The organism is Streptomyces sp. NPDC001843 (genome assembly GCF_042891955.1).
Classification (GTDB): domain Bacteria; phylum Actinomycetota; class Actinomycetes; order Streptomycetales; family Streptomycetaceae; genus Streptomyces.
This window is the reverse complement of the sequence record NZ_JBIATQ010000021.1, coordinates 24,464-42,918: the sequence shown is the minus strand read 5'-3', so window position 1 is coordinate 42,918 and position 18,455 is coordinate 24,464. Positions and strand designations below refer to the sequence as shown.

Below are 18,455 nucleotides of genomic sequence, written 5' to 3'. Positions count from 1 at the left end.
TCGCATGCCGCCGTACCCTCCGCCACCGCGTCAGTGTGGGCCTCAGCACACTCTCCCCGTGCAGGTCAACAGCAAGTTGACGGCCCTTCCGGGGGCGTGGTGGACTTCCGGAGCCATGTACGGCGGCAGGAGAGGAAGCCGGTGCGAATCCGGCGCGGTCCCGCCACTGTCACCGGGGTAGGAAGCCCCGGGAGCCAGGAACTCTCACCGCCGGTCTAGTCGAACCAGGGCGCGGACACCCTGAGTGAGGACATATCGCCATGCTCGCTCGGCCGTTGAGGTACAGCACCAGGTCGCTGCCCGACCCCACGGCCGGCTGAGCCGATGCGTGCCGATCGCGTCTTCGCGTACGGCGCCGCCGCCGGCCTCCTCGGCGACCACCTGCTCGGTGATCCGCACCGCGGGCATCCGGTCGCCGCGTTCGGGCGGGCCGCCGCCGCCGTGGAGCGGGTGCTGTGGCGTGACCACCGGGGGTGGGGCGCCCTGCACACCGCGGTCTGTGTGGGGGGCGCCGCCGGTCTGGGAGCCGTCACCGCCGCGGCCGTACGTCCTTCCCGCAGCGCCTCCGTCGCGCTGACCGCAGCCGCCACCTGGGCCGTCGTGGGCGGGACCTCCCTCGCCCGCGAGGCCCGGAGCATCGGGCGTGCCCTTCAGGCCGGGGACGTCGAGGGCGCCCGGGCGCGGCTGCCGCACCTGTGCGGCCGGGATCCGCAGGCGCTCGACGCCGACGGGATCGCCCGGGCCGTCGTGGAGTCCGTCGCGGAGAACACCTCCGACGCGGTCGTGGGGGCCCTGGTGTGGGGCGCCTTGGGCGGGGTGCCCGGGCTGCTGGGCTTCCGGGCCGTCAACACCCTCGACGCCATGGTCGGGCACAAATCGCCCAGGTACCGGCGGTACGGGTGGGCCTCGGCCCGGCTGGACGACCTCGCGGGATGGCCGGGGGCTCGGCTGACCGCCGCCCTGGCGACCGTGACCGGCGGCGATCCGCGCGGAGCCGTACGGGCCTGGCGGGCCGATGCCGGCAGGCATCCCAGCCCCAACGCCGGGCCCGTGGAGGCCTCCTTCGCGGGGGCGCTCGGCGTGCGGCTGGGCGGAACGCTGTCGTACGGGGGGCGGGTCGAGCACCGGCCGGTGCTGAACCAGGAGGGACGCGCCGTCGCCGTGCCCGACATCGAACGGGCCGTACGGCTCTCCCGGCGGGTCGGTCTGCTCGCGCTCGGCGTCACCGTCGCCGCGCGCGCCGTCGTGAAGGGACGTGGGAAATGAGCGGGGGCCTCCTCGTCGCCGGTACGACCTCCGACGCGGGCAAGAGCGTCGTGACCGCCGGGATCTGCCGCTGGCTGGTGCGGCAGGGGGTCAAGGTCGCGCCTTTCAAGGCACAGAACATGTCCCTCAACTCGTTCGTGACCCGAGAGGGCGCGGAGATCGGGCGGGCGCAGGCCATGCAGGCACAGGCGTGCCGCGTCGAGCCGACCGCGCTGATGAATCCCGTACTGCTCAAGCCCGGCGGCGAGCAGAGCAGCCAGGTCGTGCTGCTGGGCAAGCCGGTGGGCGAGCTGAGCGCGCGCGGCTATCACGGCGGGCGGCAGCAGCGGTTGCTGGGGACCGTGCTGGAGTGCCTGGAGGAGCTGCGGGGCACGTATGACGCGGTGATCTGCGAGGGCGCCGGTTCACCCGCGGAGATCAACCTGCGGCGGACGGACATCGTGAACATGGGCATCGCGCGGAACGCGCGGCTGCCCGTGCTCGTCGTCGGCGACATCGACCGCGGGGGTGTGTTCGCCTCCTTCTTCGGGACCGTCGCGCTGCTGTCGCCCGAGGACCAGGAGCTCGTCGCCGGGTTCCTGGTGAACAAGTTCCGCGGTGACGTCTCTCTGCTGGAGCCCGGCCTGGACATGCTGCAGGGGCTCACCGGACGGCGCACGTACGGTGTGCTGCCCTTCCGGCACGGGCTCGGCATCGACGAGGAGGACGGACTCCGGGTGTCTCTGCGCGGGACCGTCCGCGAGTCGAACACCGCCCCGCCCGTCGGCGAGGACGTGCTGCGGGTCGCCGTGTGCGCGATCCCGCTGATGTCCAACTTCACCGACGTGGACGCGCTGGCCGCCGAACCGGGTGTCGTGGTGCGGTTCGTGGACCGGCCGGAGGAGCTGGCGGACGCCGACCTCGTGGTGATCCCTGGGACGCGCGGGACCGTACGGGCGCTGGAGTGGCTGCGGGAGCGCGGGCTCGCACAGGCCATCAGCTGGAGAGCCGCCGAAGGACGGCCGGTCCTCGGCGTCTGCGGCGGCTTCCAGATCCTCGGCGAGCACATCGAGGACGAGGTCGAGTCGCGCGCCGGTCAGGTCGAAGGGCTCGGAGTCCTCCCCGTCCGCGTGCGCTTCGCCCGCGAGAAGACCCTCACCCGGCCGGTCGGGGAAGCCCTCGGCGAGCCGGTCGAGGGGTACGAGATCCATCACGGGGTCGCCGAGGTGACGGGTGGTACGCCCTTCCTGGACGGCTGCCGGGTCGGCCAGACCTGGGGCACGCACTGGCACGGCTCGCTGGAGTCGGACGGCTTCCGGCGGGCCTTCCTGCGCGAGGTGGCCGCCGCCGCGGGCCGCCGCTTCGTACCGGCGCCGGACACGTCGTTCGCCGCGCTGCGCGAGGAGCAGCTCGACCGGCTCGGCGACCTGATCGAACAACACGCGGACACGGACGCGCTCCTGCGGCTCATCGAGTCGGGCGCGCCACAAGGACTGCCCTTCATTCCACCGGGAGCGCCCGCATGAGCACAGTGCTGTTGTTGTCGACCGCCGACACCGATCTGCTGGCGGCGCGGGCCTCCGCCGCGTCCTACCGGATCGGCAACCCGACCCGGGTGGACGTCGAGGCGGAGCTGCCGTCCCTCCTCGCGGGCGCCGACATCGCCGTCGTACGGCTGCTCGGCGGCAAGCGCGCCTGGGAGGACGGACTGGCCGCGCTGAGGGCCTCGGGCGTCCCGACCGTGCTGCTCGGCGGAGAGGCCGTGCCGGACGCCGAGTTGATGGCCGAGTCGTCCGTGCCCGCCGGTGTGGTGGCCGAGGCGCTGAAGTACCTCGTGGAGGGCGGCCCGGAGAACCTGACCGAGCTGGCCCGGTTCCTGTCCGACACCGTGCTGCTGACCGGTGAGGGCTTCGTCGAGCCGCGGAAGATGCCGGAGTACGGCGTGCACGGCTCCCGCACGTTCCAGGAGAGCCGCCCGACCGTCGGCGTGCTCTTCTACCGCGCCCACGAACTGAGCGGCAACACCGCCTTCGTGGACACCCTGTGCGACGCGATCGAGGCGCGCGGCGCCAACGCCCTGCCGGTCTACTGCGGTTCGCTGCGCGGCGCCGACGCCGGGCTGTACGAGATCCTCGGCCGGGCGGACGCCCTGGTGGCCACCGTGCTCGCCGCGGGCGGCACGCACGCCTCGCAGGCCTCCGCGGGCGGCGACGAGGAGGCGTGGGACATCGGGGCGCTCGCCGAGCTGAACATCCCCGTGCTGCAGGGCCTCTGCCTCACCTCGTCGCACGCGGCCTGGGAGGAGTCCGACGCGGCCCTCTCCCCCATGGACGCGGCGATGCAGGTCGCCATCCCGGAGTTCGACGGGCGGCTGATCACCGTGCCGTTCTCCTTCAAGGAGCAGGGGCCCGACGAGGTGCCGGTGTACGTGGCCGACCCCGAGCGGGCGGGGCGGGTCGCGGGGATCGCCGTGCGCCACGCGCGGTTGAAGCACAAGGCCAACGCGGAGAAGAGGATCGCGCTGGTCTTCACCGCCTACCCGACCAAGCACTCCCGGGTCGGCAACGCGGTCGGCCTTGACACCCCGGCGTCGGCGGTACGGGTGCTGGACGCGCTGCGCGAGGCCGGGTACGGCCTCACCGAGTACCCCGACAACGGGGACGAGCTGATCCACCGCCTCATCGAGGCCGGCGGGCACGACGTCGAATGGCTCACGGAGGAGCAGCTCGCCGCCGCGCCCGCCCGCGTGCCGCTGGCCGACTACCGGGCGTGGTTCGACAAGCTCGACCCGGAGCTGAAGGACGCCATGCTGGAGGCGTGGGGCGAGCCGCCGGGGTCCCTCTACGTCGACGGCGACGACATCGTGCTCGCCTCCCTCCGGTTCGGGAACGTCGTCGTGATGATCCAGCCGCCGCGCGGCTTCGGCGAGAACCCGATCGCGATCTACCACGACCCGGACATGCCGCCGTCGCACCACTACATGGCGGCCTACCGGTGGCTGGAGAACAGTTTCGGCGCCGACGCGATCGTGCACATGGGCAAGCACGGCACGATGGAGTGGCTGCCCGGAAAAGGCCTCGGGCTGTCGCGCGGCTGCGCGCCGGACGCCGTCCTCGGCGACCTCCCGCTGATCTACCCGTTCATCGTCAACGACCCCGGCGAGGGCACCCAGGCCAAGCGGCGCGGACACGCCACGGTCGTCGACCACCTGGTCCCGCCGATGGCCCGCGCCGACACCTACGGCGACCTGGCCAAGCTGGAGCAGCTGCTCGACGAGTACGCGCTCGTCTCCGACCTGGACCCGGCGAAGGCGCCGACCGTGCGCGCGCAGATCTGGACCCTGGTCAAGGCCGCGGAGCTGCACCACGACCTGCACGTGGCCGAACAGCCGGACGACGACGCGTTCGACGAGTTCGTCATGCACATCGACGGCTACCTCTGCGAGATCAAGGACGTCCAGATCCGCGACGGCCTGCACATCCTGGGCGGCGGCCCGGTCGGCGAGCCGCGCGTGAACCTGGTGCTCGCCGTGCTGCGGGCCTCGCAGGTGTGGGGCGGGCAGGCCAACGCGCTGCCGGGGCTGAGGGCTTCGCTGGCGGCTCACTTCGGGCTGGTGGAGAAGGAACTGCTGGCCGAGCCGGGCGCCCCGGTGAAGGTGCCGGCGGAACTGACGGACCTGGTGGAGGGTCCGGCGCGGACGGCCGCCGACACGATCGACCTGCTGGAGCAGCTCTGCCGGCGGATCGCGGAGGGCATGGAGTCCCGGACGTGGGACGTGACGGCAGCGGCCGGTCTGGTGCGCGACGTACTGCGCACCGAACTCCCCGACGCGGTCGCCGTGCTGGAGTTCGCCTGCACCGAGGTCGTGCCCCGGCTGGCGAGGACCACCGACGAGATCGGGCACATCCTGCGCGCGCTGGACGGTGGTTACGTCCCGGCGGGCCCGTCCGGCTCGCCGACGCGCGGGCTGGTGAACGTCCTGCCGACCGGCCGCAACTTCTACTCCGTGGACCCCAAGGCCATTCCGTCACGGCTGAGCTGGGAGGTGGGCCAGTCGCTGGCGGACTCGCTGGTCGCGCGCTACCTGCAGGACACGGGCGCGTACCCGAAGTCCGTCGGCCTGACGGTCTGGGGCACGTCCGCCATGCGCACCCAGGGCGACGACATCGCCGAGATCCTCGCCCTGCTGGGCTGCCGCCCGGTCTGGGACGACGCCTCGCGCCGGGTCACCGGCTTCGAGGTGATCCCCCTCGCCGAGCTGGGCCGGCCCCGCATCGACGTCACGGTCCGTATCTCCGGCTTCTTCCGGGACGCGTTCCCGCACGTCGTCGGGCTGATCGACGACGCGGTGCGGGCGGTGGCCGAGCTGGACGAGCCCGCCGAGTCCAACTACGTACGGGCGCACGCCGACGAGGACACCGCACAGCACGGCGACCGGCGGCGCGCGACCGCCCGCGTCTTCGGCTCCAAGCCGGGCGCGTACGGCGCGGGCCTGCTGCCCCTGATCGACGCGCGCAACTGGCGCTCGGACGCGGACCTCGCCGAGGTGTACGCGGTGTGGGGCGGCTACGCCTACGGGCGCGGGCTCGACGGGCGGGCGGCCCGCGGGGACATGGAAACGGCGTTCAAACGGATCGCGGTCGCGGCGAAGAACGTCGACACCCGTGAGCACGACCTCGTCGACGCCGACGACTACTTCCAGTACCACGGCGGCATGGTCGCCATGGTCCGGCATCTGACGGGCGCCTCCCCCGAGGCGTACGTCGGCGACTCGGCCGTGCCGGACCAGGTGAAGACCCGCACGCTGGGCGAGGAGACGCACCGCGTCTTCCGGGCCCGCGTGGTCAACCCGCGCTGGATGGCGGCCATGCGCCGGCACGGCTACAAGGGCGCCTTCGAGATGGCGGCCACCGTCGACTACCTCTTCGGCTACGACGCCACCGCGGGCGTGGTCGACGACTGGATGTACGAGAAGCTCAGCGCGGAGTACGTCTTCGACGCCGAGAACCGGGACTTCATGAAGAAGTCCAACCCGTGGGCGCTGCGCGGGATCACCGAGCGGCTCCTGGAGGCCGCCGACCGCGGGCTGTGGGCCGAGCCGGACGCCGACACGCTGGAGCGGCTGCGGGCCACCTACCTGGAGCTGGAAGGCGACTTGGAGGGCGACGAGAAGTGAGTACCCCGTTTCCGTTCACGGCCGTCGTCGGCCAGGACGACCTGCGGCTCGCGCTGCTGCTGAACGCCGTGTCCCCGGCGGTCGGCGGTGTGCTGGTGCGCGGTGAGAAGGGCACGGCCAAGTCGACGGCGGTGCGTGCGCTGGCTTCGCTGATGCCTCAGGTGGACGTCGCCTCCGGATGCCGGTTCTCCTGCGACCCCGGCTCCCCCGACCCCGCCTGCCCGGACGGGCCGCACGCCCCGGGGGCGTTCGAGTCGCGGCCGGCCCGGATGGTCGAACTGCCCGTCGGCGCCTCCGAGGACCGGCTGGTCGGGGCGCTGGACATCGAGCGGGCGCTGGCGGAGGGCGTGAAGGCGTTCGAGCCCGGCCTGCTCGCCGACGCACACCGCGGGATCCTGTACGTCGACGAGGTCAACCTCCTCCACGACCACCTGGTCGACCTGCTGCTGGACGCCGCCGCCATGGGCGCCTCCTACGTGGAGCGGGAGGGCGTCTCCGTACGGCACGCGGCCAAGTTCCTGCTCGTCGGCACCATGAACCCCGAAGAGGGCGAGCTGCGGCCGCAGCTCCTCGACCGGTTCGGACTCACCGTGGAGGTCGCGGCCTCGCGGGAGCCGGAGCAGCGGGTGGAGGTCGTACGGCGACGGCTGGCGTACGACGACGACCCGACCGGCTTCGCCGCCCGGTGGGCGGAGGAGGAGGCCGCCGTACGGGCGCGCATCGTGGCGGCGCGGGACCTGCTGCCGTCGGTGCGGCTCGGCGACGGGGCGCTGCGGCAGATCGCCGCGACCTGCGCGGCCTTCGAGGTGGACGGCATGCGGGCCGACATCGTGATGGCCCGTACCGCGACCGCGCTGGCCGCCTGGGCCGGGCGGACCGACGTGCTCGCCGAGGACGTGCGGCAGGCCGCGCTGCTCGCGCTCCCGCACCGCCGCAGGCGCAACCCCTTCGACGCGCCGGGGCTGGACGAGGACAAGCTGGACCAGACCCTGGAGGAGTTCTCCGGCGAGGACGACGACCCCGATCCCGACGGCCCCGGTGGCGGTGGCGGCGGGCAGCCCCCGCAGGGCGACGGCGACCCGCAGGGCGGGGACACCGGCGCCCGCCCCGAGGCCGGTGAGGGCGGGGAGCCGCAGCCTTCCGGCGCCGGGGCGGGTGAACAGGCCCCCGCACGGGCCGCCGAGCCCTTCCGCGCCAAGGTGCTCAGCGTCCCCGGCATCGGCGAGGGTGCCGCCGGCCGGCGTTCCCGGGCACGGACCGAGCACGGCCGTACCACCGGAGCCCGGCGCCCCCAGGGCACGCTGACCAAGCTGCACCTGGCGGCCACTGTGCAGGCCGCCGCCCCGCACCAGCGGGCGCGCGGACGGTCCGGGCCGGGGCTGGTCGTGCGCCGGGACGATCTGCGGCAGGCGACCCGGGAGGGGCGCGAGGGGAACCTCGTGCTGTTCGTGGTGGACGCCTCCGGGTCGATGGCGGCACGGCAGCGGATGAGCGCCGTGAAGGGCGCCGTGCTGTCCCTGCTCCTCGACGCCTACCAGCGGCGGGACAAGGTGGGCCTGGTGACCTTCCGGGGGAAGGACGCGCAGGTCGCCCTGCCGCCGACGTCCTCCGTCGACGCGGCGGCGGCCCGGCTGGAGTCGCTGCCGACCGGCGGGCGGACGCCACTGGCCGCGGGGCTGCTGCGCGCCCACGAGGTGCTGCGGGTCGAGCGGCTGCGGGATCCGGCGCGGCGGGCGCTGGTCGTGGTGGTGACGGACGGGCGGGCCACCGGCGGCCCCGAGCCGGTGGCGCTCGCCGGGCGGGCGGCGCGGCTGTTCGCCGCCGAGGGCGTCGCGTCGGTGGTCGTGGACTGCGAGTCGGGGCCCGTGCGGCTGGGGCTCGCGGGACAGCTCGCGGGTGAGCTGGGCGGCACGGCGGTGACGCTGGACGAGCTGCGGGCGGATTCGATCGCCGGACTGGTGAAGGACGTACAGAGGAGGGCCGCGTAATGCCTCAGGGACAGCCGAGTGTGGTACCGGACGACGGGCTGACGACCCGGCAGCGGCGCAACCGGCCGCTGGTCGTCGTCCACACCGGGATCGGCAAGGGCAAGTCGACCGCCGCGTTCGGGCTCGCGCTGCGCGCCTGGAACCAGGGCTGGCCGATCGGGGTGTTCCAGTTCGTCAAGTCGGCCAAGTGGAAGGTCGGCGAGGAGAACGCGCTGCGGGTGCTCGGCGCCTCCGGCGAGGGCGGCACCGTCGACTGGCACAAGATGGGCGAGGGCTGGTCCTGGGTCCAGCGGGACGATCAGATGGACAACGAGGAGAAGGCCCGGGAGGGCTGGGAGCAGGTCAAGCGGGACCTCGCCGCCGAGACGTACAAGCTGTACGTGCTCGACGAGTTCGCGTACCCGATGCACTGGGGGTGGGTGGACACGGACGAGGTCGTCGACGTGCTCCGGAACCGGCCCGGCACCCAGCACGTGGTCATCACCGGGCGGAACGCGCCGGAGAAGCTCGTCGACTTCGCCGACCTCGTCACCGACATGTCCAAGGTGAAGCACCCCATGGACGTCGGGCAGAAGGGGCAGAGGGGCATCGAGTGGTGACTTCCGTGCCTCGGCTGGTCATCGCCGCGCCGGCCTCCGGCAGCGGCAAGACCACCGTTGCCACGGGGCTGATGGCCGCGCTGACCGGGCGGGGGCTCGCCGTCTCCCCGCACAAGGTCGGGCCCGACTACATCGACCCCGGGTACCACGCGCTCGCGACCGGGCGGGCGGGGCGCAACCTCGACGCGTACCTGTGCGGGCCCGAGCTGATCGGGCCGCTGTTCCTGCACGGGGCGCGCGGGTGTGACATCGCCGTCGTCGAGGGTGTGATGGGGCTGTACGACGGCGCCGCCGGGGAGGGCGAACTGGCGTCCACCGCGCATGTGGCGAAGCTGCTGCGGGCGCCGGTGGTGCTGGTCGTGGACGCGTCGTCGCAGTCGCGGTCGGTGGCGGCGCTGGTGCACGGGTTCGCTTCCTGGGATCCGGAGGTGCGGGTCGGGGGCGTGATCCTGAACAAGGTTGCGTCCGACCGGCACGAGGCCCTTCTGCGGGAGGCGTTGGATTCCGCCGGGGTGCCCGTGCTGGGGGTGCTGCGGCGGGTGGCTCAGGCGGAGACGCCGTCGCGGCATCTGGGGCTGGTGCCGGTCGCCGAGCGGCGGGCTTCGGCGGTGGGGGCTGTTGCCGCGATGGCCTCGCAGGTGGAGGCGGGGTGCGATCTCGAAGGGCTGCTTGCGCTGGCGCGCGGCGCGGGAACGTTGCCCGGTGCGGCGTGGGACGCGGCTGAGGCACTTGGTGTTTCGCCCCCGCCGCCCCTGCCCTGCCCGTCCTCCAGGGGCTCCGCCCCTTCGACCCCGCCAGGGGGCTCCGCCCCCTGGACCCCTCGCGGGGCTTCGCCCCTGCACCCCACCGGGGGCTCCGCCCCCTGGACCCCCGATCGGCCTGAACGGCCTCGTCCTCAAACGCCGGACAGGCTGGGTGATGCCGACCGGCGCCCCAAGGTGGCCGTTGCCCTGGCCGGGGGCCCCGCGTTCACGTTCTCCTATGCCGAGCATGCCGAACTGCTCACCGCCGCCGGAGCCGAAGTCGTCCCTTTCGATCCCCTCCGTGATGAGCAACTGCCGGACGGCACCCGGGGGTTGGTGATCGGTGGCGGGTTCCCGGAGGTGTATGCCGCCGAGCTGTCCGCCAACGAACCGTTGCGCAAGGCCGTCGCCGGGCTCGTCCTGGGCGGGGCTCCGGTGGCCGCCGAGTGTGCGGGGCTGCTCTATCTCTGCCGGGAGCTCGACGGGCAGCCCATGTGCGGGGTGGTGGACGCGTCCGCCCGGATGAGCGAGCGGCTCACCCTCGGGTACCGGGACGCCGTCGCCGTGAGCGACAGTGTGCTCGCCGGCGCGGGGACCCGGATGCGTGGGCACGAGTTCCACCGGACGGTCGTCGAGCCGGGAGCGGGGACGGCGCCCGCGTGGGGGGTGCGCGGCCCCGAGCGGCGAGTCGAAGGTTTTGTACAGCAGGGCGTGCACGCGAGTTATCTGCACACGCACTGGGCGTCCGCGCCCGGTGTGGCCCGTCGGTTCGTGGAGAGGTGCCGGACGTCATGAGCAGCAGGCTGGTCGGAGTCGGGGTGGGCCCCGGTGATCCGGAGCTGGTGACCGTCAAGGGCGTCAACGCCCTGCGTGCCGCCGATGTCGTCGTCGTACCGGTGATGGACACCCTGGAACGCGGGCGGGCCGAGGCGACCGTGTTGCACTACGTACCCGAGGAGAAGGTCGTGCGGGTCGTGTTCGCGCTCAACGAGCGGACCGACCGGGCACGGCGGGAGGCGGCCTGGGACGCGGCCGGCGAGCGGGTCGCCGAGCTGCTGCGGGAGCGCGGGTCGGTGGCGTTCGCGACCATCGGGGACCCGAACGTGTACTCCACCTTCACGTATCTCGCCCAGACCGTCGCGGAGCTGGTGCCGGGGACGGTCGTGGAGACCGTGCCCGGGATCACCGCCATGCAGGATCTCGCGGCGCGCTCGGGCGCCGTGCTCACCGAGGGCACGGAGCCGCTGACGCTGGTGCCGGTCACGGCCGGTTCGGCCGTGCTCAAGGAGGCTCTCGCCGGGCCCGGGACGGTCGTGGCGTACAAGTTCGGGCGGCAGGCCGCCGAGGTCGCCGAGGCGCTGCGGGAGACCGGAAGGCTCGGGGAGGCCGTGTGGGGGTCGGCGCTCGGGCTGGAGAGCGAGTCCATCCGGCCGGCCGCCGAACTCGGCGGTGAGCCGCTGCCGTACCTCTCCACGCTGATCGCGCCCGCGCGGCGCGACGGCGGACGGGGCGGGAAGCTGTGAGAGCGCCGCACTCGTCAGCCGGAGAGGCCGACCACGAGCCAGATGAACGCCACTCCGGCCACCGTGCACAGCAGGGTGGAACGGGCGGGGTGCTCGTGGTGGGCCTCGGGGAGGATCTCCGCGGCGGCGAGGTAGAGCAGCGCGCCGCCGAACAGGCCGAGATAGCCGCCGAGGAACGCCTCCGGGATGGTGAAGAACACGGCCGAGGCGGCGCCCAGCACGGGCGCGCAGGCGTCGGCGACGAGCATCGCGACGGCCTTGCGGCGCTCGTTGCCGTACAGGCTGGTGATGGTGAAGGTGTTGAAACCGTCCGCGAAGTCGTGCGCGATGACGGCGAGCGCGACCGCCGCGCCCATGCCGCCGCCCACCTGGAAGGCCGCGCCGATCGCGACACCGTCCATGGCGCTGTGGCCGACCATCGCGCCCGCGGCCGTGAGGCCCACCTCGGGTGCGCGGTGGTTGTGTCCCTCGGCACCGCCGTGCGCGGCCTGCCGGGCGGCCAGCGTGCGTTCCACCAGGTGGGCCAGGAGGAAGCCGGCCACGAACAGCAGCAGGGCCGCCGGTACACCGAACACCTCGCGGCCGGCCGCGTGCAGCGCCTCCGGCAGCAGGTCGAGGCCGACCACGCCCAGCATCAGGCCTCCGGCGAGGCCCAGGACCAGGTGGCGGCGGTCGGTCACGCGTTGTGCCGTCCACCCTCCGGCCAGCGTCATCAGGAACGCGCCCAGCGCGACGAAGACCGCCATGTGCTCTTGCTATCCGATCGACCCGCGCTCACGCACACACGGCCGTAGCCGCCGTACTCACAGGACTTTGCTCGTAGGACTTGTAGGGAAGGACAGATTCTCATGGCCGATGCCCCCACCGGCAAGGTGACCTTCGTCGGTGCCGGCCCCGGCGCCGCCGACCTGCTGACGTTCCGTGCCGCGCGCGCCATCGCGGAGGCCGACGTGGTGATCTGGGCGGCCAGCCTGGTCCAGGCGGAGGTCCTCGAGCACGCGCGTGCGGACGCGGAGATCCTGGACTCGGCGACCATGTCCCTGGAGGACGTCGTCACCGTGTACGAGCGGGCCCACCGGGACGGCCTGAAGGTGGCCAGGATCCACTCCGGCGACCCGGCCCTGTGGGGCGGCACGCAGGAACAGCTCGACCGGTGCGCCCGGATCGGGATCGCGACGGAGGTCGTGCCCGGGGTCTCCGCCTTCTCCGCCGTGGCCGCCCTCGCGCAGCGGGAGCTGACCATTCCCGAGGTGGCGCAGTCGGTCGTCCTCACCCGGCTGGGCGGTGGCAAGACGCCGATGCCGCCCGGTGAGGAGGTACGCGAGTTCGCCCGGCACGGCACCACCATGGCGATCTTCCTGTCCGCCGCCCGCAGCGGGCAGCTGGTGCGGGAGCTGCTGGAGGGCGGCTACCCGACGAGCACCCCGGTCGTCGTCGCCTACCAGGCGACGTGGCCGGAGGAGCTGGTCGTGCGGTGCACGGTCGGCACGCTGGAGGAGACCGTCAAGGAGCACAAGCTCTGGAAGCACACGCTGTTCCTGGTCGGTCCGGCCCTGGGTGCCGAGGGCACCCGCTCGCACCTGTACCACCCCGGTCACTTCCACGGCTTCCGGAAGGCCGACCCCGAGGCCCGCAAGGCCCTGCGTGAGCGGGGGGCGAGTACGTGATCACGGTCGTCGGCACGGGAACCGGGGCGCCGGTCGACGCGGACGCGGTGGCGGGGGCCGAGCTCGTCGTGGGCGGGCGGCGGCACCTGGACGCGGTGGCGCTGCCCGGGACCGCCGAGCGGATCGTGCTCGGCCCGCTGGCACCCGCCCTGGACGCCATCGGGGAGTACGTCGGCAAGGACCGGCGCGTGGTCGTGCTGGCCTCGGGCGATCCCGGGTTCTTCGGGATCGTGCGGGCGCTGGCCGAACGGTTCGGGTCCGAGCGGCTGGACGTGCGGCCGGGGGTGTCGTCCGTCGCCACCGCCTTCGCCCGGCTCGGGCTGACCTGGGACGACGCGGTGGTGGTCAGCGCGCACGGGCGGGATCCGCGGACGGCCGTGCACGTGTGCCGTGCGCACCCCAAGGTCGCCGTGCTGACCGGGCCCGGCGCCGGACCCGCCGAGTTGGGCGCCGCGCTCGCCCGCAGCGCCCCGGACCGGGTCCTCGTCGTCGCCTCTGCACTGGGCTCGGCGGACGAGCGGATCGAGCGGGTCACGCCGGCCGAGGCCGCGGAACGCGACTGGGGTACGGCGGTGAGCGTCGTGCTGTGCCTGGACGAGACGCGGACGTCCGGTCCCGTACGGACGCTCGCGGGACCGGCCGGCACGGCTGCCGCCGGGTGGGCGCTGGACGAGGTCGACTTCGCCCACCGCGACTCGATGATCACCAAGTTCGAGGTGCGGGCGCTGGCCCTGGCCCGGCTCGGGCCGCGCCCCGGCGAGCTGGTGTGGGACGTGGGCTCCGGGTCCGGGTCCGTCGCCGTGGAGTGCGCGCGGCTCGGTGCCGCCGTCAGCGCGGTCGAGAAGACCGCGGACGGGGTGGCGCGGATCCGTGCCAACGCCGCCGCGCACGGTGTCGACGTGCACGTGGTGCACGGTGCGGCTCCCCAGGCGCTGGCGGGGCTCGACGATCCCGACGCCGTGTTCGTCGGCGGCGGCGGGCGCGAGCTGCCCGGCATCGTCGGGGAGTGCGCGCGGCGGGCCCGGCGCACCGTGGTCGTCGCGATGGCGGCCCTGGACCGGGTCCCGACGGCCCGGGCCGCGCTCACCGAGGCCGGGTTCACCTGCGACGGCGTACTGCTGCAGTCGTCCCGGCTCGCGCCGCTGCCGGGGGACGTGACCCGGCTGGCGGCGACCAATCCCGTTTTCCTGCTGTGGGGAGCAAGAACCCCCGGCCTGCACGAAGGAGTTGCTCTGTGATCGGCCTGATTTCCGCCACCGCGGCGGGGGCGGCCGCGCGCGACCGGCTGGCCGCCGCGTGGCCGGACCGTACGCGCGTGTACGAGGGTCCCGTCGGGGACGCCGTACGGGCCGCGTTCGCGGAGTGCGAGCAGCTCGTGTGTTTCCTGGCCACGGGGGCCGTGGTGCGGCTCGTGGCGCCGCTGCTCACGGACAAGGTCTCCGACCCCGGTGTGGTGTGCGTCGACGAGGGCGGGCGGTTCGCCGTGTCGCTGGTCGGCGGGCACGGCGGCGGCGCCAACGAACTCGCCCGCGAGGTGGGCGGGTTGCTGGGTGCCGAGCCGGTGGTGACCACCGCGACGGACTCCGTCGGACTGCCGGGGCTCGACACGCTCGGGTTTCCGGTGGAGGGCTCCGTCGCGGCCGTCTCGCGGGCCCTGCTGGACGGTGAACCGGTGGCCCTGGAGGCCGAGTCGGTGTGGCCGTTGCCCCCGCTGCCGACGGCGGCGGAAGGGGCGTACACCATCCGGGTGACCGATCGGGACGTCGAGGCGGGCGAGCTTGAGGTGCTGCTGCGGCCGCCGTCCCTGGTCGTCGGCGTCGGCGCCTCCAAGGGCGCGCCCGCCGAGGAGGTGCTCGGGCTGGTCGCGGCCGCGCTGCGGGACGCCGGGCTGTCCGCCAGGTCCGTCGCCGAGCTCGCCACCGTCGACGCCAAGGCGGAGGAGCCCGGGATCGTGGCCGCCGCCGGGCGGCTCGGGGTGCCGCTGGTGACGTACTCCGCCGAGGAGCTGGCGGGCGTCGAGGTGCCCAACCCGTCGGACGCGCCCCTCGCGGCCGTCGGCACGCCGTCCGTCGCCGAGGCGGCCGCGCTGGTCCGGGGCGGCGAACTCCTCGTGCCCAAGCGGAAGTCGGCCGGGAGCCCCGCGATGGCGACCTGTGCCGTGGTACGGCGGCCGGGGCGCGGGCGGCTCGCGGTGGTCGGGCTCGGGCCGGGCGCCCGGGACCTGCTCACCCCGCGCGCCGAGGCGGAACTGCGGCGGGCCTCCGTGCTCGTCGGGCTCGACCAGTACGTCGACCAGATCCGCGATCTGCTGCGGCCCGGCACCCGGATCCTGGAGTCGGGGCTCGGCGCGGAGGAGGAGCGGGCCCGTACCGCGGTCGCCGAGGCCCGCGCCGGGCACGCGGTCGCGCTGATCGGCAGCGGCGACGCGGGCGTGTACGCGATGGCGTCCCCCGCGCTCGCCGAGGCCTCCGAGGACATCGACGTGGTCGGGGTGCCCGGCGTCACCGCGGCGCTCGCGGCCGGGGCGATCCTGGGCGCGCCGCTGGGCCACGACCACGTGTCCATCAGCCTGTCCGACCTGCACACGCCGTGGGAGGTCATCGAGCGGCGGGTACGGGCGGCGGCCGAGGCGGACCTCGTCGTCACCTTCTACAACCCCCGTTCCCGGGGTCGCGACTGGCAGCTCCCCAAGGCGCTCGCCGTCCTCGCCGAACACCGGGAGCCCACGACGCCCGTCGGTGTCGTACGCAACGCCTCGCGGCCGGACGAGGCCGGCCGGGTCACGACACTGGCCGCGCTGGACCCAGCGACGGTCGACATGATGACGGTCGTCACCGTGGGCAACACGGCGACCCGTGAGATCGCGGGCCGCATGGTGACGCCGCGCGGCTACCGCTGGCAGGAGGGTGCATCATGAGCGACTCCGTCGCGGGGCCGGTGAATCGTGTGGTCCACCCGATCGAGGTGGAGTCCTACCGGCGGCTGCGCGCCCGCCTGGACACCTCGCACTTCCCGCCGCTGACCCGGGCCGTGGTGGAGCGGGTCATCCACTCCGCCGCCGACCTCGAGTACGCCACCGACCTCGTCATGGACGAGGGTGACCTGGAGAGGGCGCACGCCGCTCTGCACGCCGGGGCGCCGGTGGTCGTGGACGTCGAGATGGTCGCGGCCGGAATCACCAGGCGGGAGACCGTCTGCCGCCTCAAGGACGCGGAGTCCGGCCCCGGGCTGACGCGTTCGGCGCACGCCGTGCGGCTGGCGTACGACCAGGTCGGCCCGGGTGCCCTGTGGGTGATCGGCAATGCGCCGACCGCCCTGGAGGAGCTGCTGACGCTGGACGCCGATCCGGTGCTCGTCATCGGTCTGCCCGTCGGGTTCGTCGGCGCGGCCGAGTCCAAGGCCGCGTTGCGCGAGAGCGGGCTGCCCGCCGTGAGCAACGTGTCCGAGAAGGGCGGCTCGGCGGTCGCCGCCGCCGCGCTCAACGCCCTGCTGTACCACCCCGTTTCCACTGAGGAGAAGCCGTGACCACCCCGCCCGCCCTGCTCATCGCCGGCCATGGCACCCGGGACGACGCCGGAGCCGAGGCGTTCCGCGACTTCGTCCGGGAGCTGGGCCGCCGCCACCCCGAACTGCCTGTCGCGGGCGGCTTCATCGAACTGTCCCCACCGCCGCTGGGCGATGCGGTGACCGAGCTGGTGGAGAAGGGCGTACGCCGTTTCGCCGCCGTTCCGCTGATGCTGGTGTCCGCCGGGCACGCCAAGGGCGACATACCGGCCGCGCTGGCCCGCGAGAAGGAGCGGCACCCCGGGATCTCCTACACCTACGGCCGTCCGCTCGGGCCGCACCCGGCGCTGCTGAACGTGCTGGAGCGGCGGCTGGACGAGGCGCTCGGCTCCTCGGTGCGCAGGCCGGAGGACCGGGCCGACGTGACCGTGCTGCTCGTCGGGCGCGGCTCGACCGACCCGGACGCCAACGCCGAGGTGCACAAGGCCGCCCGGCTGCTGTGGGAGGGACGCGGGTACGCCGGTGTGGAGACGGCGTTCGTGTCGCTCGCGGCACCGGACGTGCCGAGCGGCCTCGACCGGTGCGCGAAGCTCGGGGCACGGCGGATCGTGGTCCTGCCGTACTTCCTGTTCACCGGGATCCTGCCCGACCGGGTACGGCAGCAGACCGAGGGCTGGGCCGCGGCGCACCCGGAGGTCGAGGTGCGGTCGGCGGACGTCATCGGACCCGAACCGGAGCTGCTCGACCTGGTGATGGAGCGGTACGAGGAGGCCGTCAAGGGCGACCTCAGGATGAACTGCGACTCGTGCGTGTACCGCATCGCGCTGCCCGGCTTCGAGGACAAGGTGGGTCTGCCGCAGCAGCCGCACTTCCACCCGGACGACGAGGACGGCCACGGACACGGGCATCACCATCACGGGGGGCACGCACACAGCCATGCGCACTGAGGACACCGTCACGCGGCAGCACGATCTGCGCCACCACGGGGACGCCGAGGTCCGTGACGACGGGGCCGCGCTGGTCGACCTCGCCGTCAACGTCCGCGCGGACACCCCGCCCGCCTGGCTGCGGGAGCGCATCGCCGGGTCGCTGGCCTCGCTCGCCGCCTACCCGGACGGCCGGGCCGCGCGGGCCGCGGTGGCGGCACGGCATGGGCTGCCGGTGGAGCGGGTGCTGCTGACGGCGGGGGCGGCGGAGGCGTTCGTGCTGCTGGCGCGGGCGCTTGAGGTGCGCCGGCCGGTGGTCGTGCATCCGCAGTTCACCGAGCCGGAGGTGGCGTTGCGGGACGCGGGGCACACGGTCGGCCGGGTGCTGCTGCGCGAGGCGGACGGGTTCCGGCTGGATCCGGCGCAGGTGCCGCAGGATGCGGACCTGGTGGTGATCGGCAACCCGACGAATCCCACGTCGGTGCTGCATCCGGCCGGGGTGATCGCCTCCCTCGCCCGGCCCGGGCGGGTGCTGGTGGTCGACGAGGCGTTCATGGACGCCGTGCCGGGTGAGCGGGAGGCGCTGGCCGGGCGGACGGATGTGCCCGGGCTGGTGGTGCTGCGCAGCCTGACCAAGACGTGGGGGCTGGCCGGGCTGCGGATCGGCTACGTACTGGCCGCGCCGGAGACGATCGGGGAGCTGGAGCGGGCCCAGCCGCTGTGGCCGGTGTCCACGCCGGCGCTGGCCGCGGCGGCGGCGTGCGTCGCACCCCGGGCGCTTGCGGAGGCGGCCCACGCGGCGCACCGGGTGGCGTCCGACCGGGCTCATCTGGTGGCGGGGCTGTCGGCGTTCGCCGGGTCGGGCGTGCGGGTGGTGTCCCCTGCGGAGGGGCCGTTCGTCCTGGTGCGGATGCCGGGGGCGGGTGCGGTGCGGGAGCGGTTGCGGGAGCTGGGGTACGCGGTGCGGCGGGGGGACACGTTTCCCGGGCTCGGGGAGGAGTGGGTGCGGGTCGCTGTGCGGGACCGGGGGACGGTGGACGGGTTTCTGCGGGCGCTGTCCGTCGCGCTGGGGTAGCTGGGGCTC

The 18,455-nt window shown here is 74.1% G+C and carries 14 protein-coding genes and 1 riboswitch; of the genes, 13 read left to right on the top strand and 1 reads right to left on the bottom strand.

Annotated elements, in window-relative coordinates; all coding sequences use genetic code 11:
- The first annotated feature begins 82 nt into the window (after positions 1-82).
- Positions 83-225: riboswitch (cobalamin riboswitch) on the top strand.
- Positions 226-324: 99 nt separating this feature from the next.
- From ACFYZQ_RS36175 to cobI, 7 genes are read left to right on the top strand one after another with little or no spacing between them, the layout of a single operon-like run.
- Positions 325-1,266: a cobalamin biosynthesis protein gene (locus tag ACFYZQ_RS36175; RefSeq protein ID WP_389157424.1), complete on the top strand. Its 942-nt coding sequence runs from the start codon at positions 325-327 to the stop codon at positions 1,264-1,266.
- Positions 1,263-2,771, top strand: a complete 1,509-nt coding sequence (locus tag ACFYZQ_RS36170; protein WP_389157421.1) for a cobyric acid synthase — start codon at positions 1,263-1,265, stop codon at positions 2,769-2,771. Before ACFYZQ_RS36175 ends, ACFYZQ_RS36170 begins: the two co-directional genes overlap by 4 nt.
- Positions 2,768-6,421: a cobaltochelatase subunit CobN gene (cobN, locus tag ACFYZQ_RS36165; protein WP_389157418.1), complete on the top strand. Its 3,654-nt coding sequence runs from the start codon at positions 2,768-2,770 to the stop codon at positions 6,419-6,421. Before ACFYZQ_RS36170 ends, cobN begins: the two co-directional genes overlap by 4 nt.
- On the top strand, positions 6,418-8,409 hold the full coding sequence (locus ACFYZQ_RS36160; protein WP_389157415.1) for a putative cobaltochelatase: 1,992 nt from the start codon (positions 6,418-6,420) through the stop codon (positions 8,407-8,409). Before cobN ends, ACFYZQ_RS36160 begins: the two co-directional genes overlap by 4 nt.
- On the top strand, positions 8,409-9,008 hold the full coding sequence (gene cobO / locus ACFYZQ_RS36155) for a cob(I)yrinic acid a,c-diamide adenosyltransferase (protein WP_388804506.1): 600 nt from the start codon (positions 8,409-8,411) through the stop codon (positions 9,006-9,008). The genes ACFYZQ_RS36160 and cobO overlap by 1 nt, the downstream gene beginning before the upstream one ends.
- Positions 9,002-10,546: a cobyrinate a,c-diamide synthase gene (locus ACFYZQ_RS36150; protein ID WP_389157412.1), complete on the top strand. Its 1,545-nt coding sequence runs from the start codon at positions 9,002-9,004 to the stop codon at positions 10,544-10,546. Before cobO ends, ACFYZQ_RS36150 begins: the two co-directional genes overlap by 7 nt.
- The gene (cobI, locus tag ACFYZQ_RS36145; protein WP_389157409.1) at positions 10,543-11,274 is read left to right on the top strand and encodes a precorrin-2 C(20)-methyltransferase; all 732 of its coding nucleotides are present in this window, start codon (positions 10,543-10,545) and stop codon (positions 11,272-11,274) included. The genes ACFYZQ_RS36150 and cobI overlap by 4 nt, the downstream gene beginning before the upstream one ends.
- 14 nt (positions 11,275-11,288) lie before the next feature.
- On the opposite strand, the gene ACFYZQ_RS36140 is transcribed toward cobI, so the two are convergent.
- Positions 11,289-12,020 (bottom strand): ZIP family metal transporter, encoded by a 732-nt coding sequence (locus tag ACFYZQ_RS36140; protein WP_389157406.1) that lies wholly within the window; start codon positions 12,018-12,020, stop codon positions 11,289-11,291.
- Between the two features lie 102 nt (positions 12,021-12,122).
- On the opposite strand from ACFYZQ_RS36140, the gene cobM reads away from it, so the two are divergent.
- Genes cobM through cobC form a run of 6 tightly spaced genes read left to right on the top strand, consistent with a single transcriptional unit; the run spans position 12,123 to position 18,446 of the window.
- A complete protein-coding gene (gene cobM, locus ACFYZQ_RS36135) occupies positions 12,123-12,941 on the top strand; it encodes a precorrin-4 C(11)-methyltransferase (RefSeq protein ID WP_389157404.1) in 819 nt (272 codons plus the stop codon).
- On the top strand, positions 12,938-14,179 hold the full coding sequence (gene cbiE, locus ACFYZQ_RS36130; RefSeq protein WP_389157402.1) for a precorrin-6y C5,15-methyltransferase (decarboxylating) subunit CbiE: 1,242 nt from the start codon (positions 12,938-12,940) through the stop codon (positions 14,177-14,179). Before cobM ends, cbiE begins: the two co-directional genes overlap by 4 nt.
- On the top strand, positions 14,176-15,858 hold the full coding sequence (gene cobJ, locus ACFYZQ_RS36125) for a precorrin-3B C(17)-methyltransferase (protein WP_389157399.1): 1,683 nt from the start codon (positions 14,176-14,178) through the stop codon (positions 15,856-15,858). The genes cbiE and cobJ overlap by 4 nt, the downstream gene beginning before the upstream one ends.
- A gap of 20 nt (positions 15,859-15,878) precedes the next feature.
- Positions 15,879-16,466, top strand: coding sequence for a precorrin-8X methylmutase (locus tag ACFYZQ_RS36120; protein ID WP_389157608.1), 588 nt, complete (start codon positions 15,879-15,881; stop codon positions 16,464-16,466).
- Positions 16,463-17,392 carry a sirohydrochlorin chelatase gene (locus ACFYZQ_RS36115; RefSeq protein ID WP_389157396.1) on the top strand — a complete coding sequence of 310 codons (930 nt, stop codon included), beginning with the start codon at positions 16,463-16,465 and terminating at the stop codon, positions 17,390-17,392. The genes ACFYZQ_RS36120 and ACFYZQ_RS36115 overlap by 4 nt, the downstream gene beginning before the upstream one ends.
- Positions 17,382-18,446 carry an Rv2231c family pyridoxal phosphate-dependent protein CobC gene (cobC, locus tag ACFYZQ_RS36110; protein ID WP_389157393.1) on the top strand — a complete coding sequence of 355 codons (1,065 nt, stop codon included), beginning with the start codon at positions 17,382-17,384 and terminating at the stop codon, positions 18,444-18,446. Before ACFYZQ_RS36115 ends, cobC begins: the two co-directional genes overlap by 11 nt.
- The last annotated feature ends 9 nt before the right edge of the window (positions 18,447-18,455 follow it).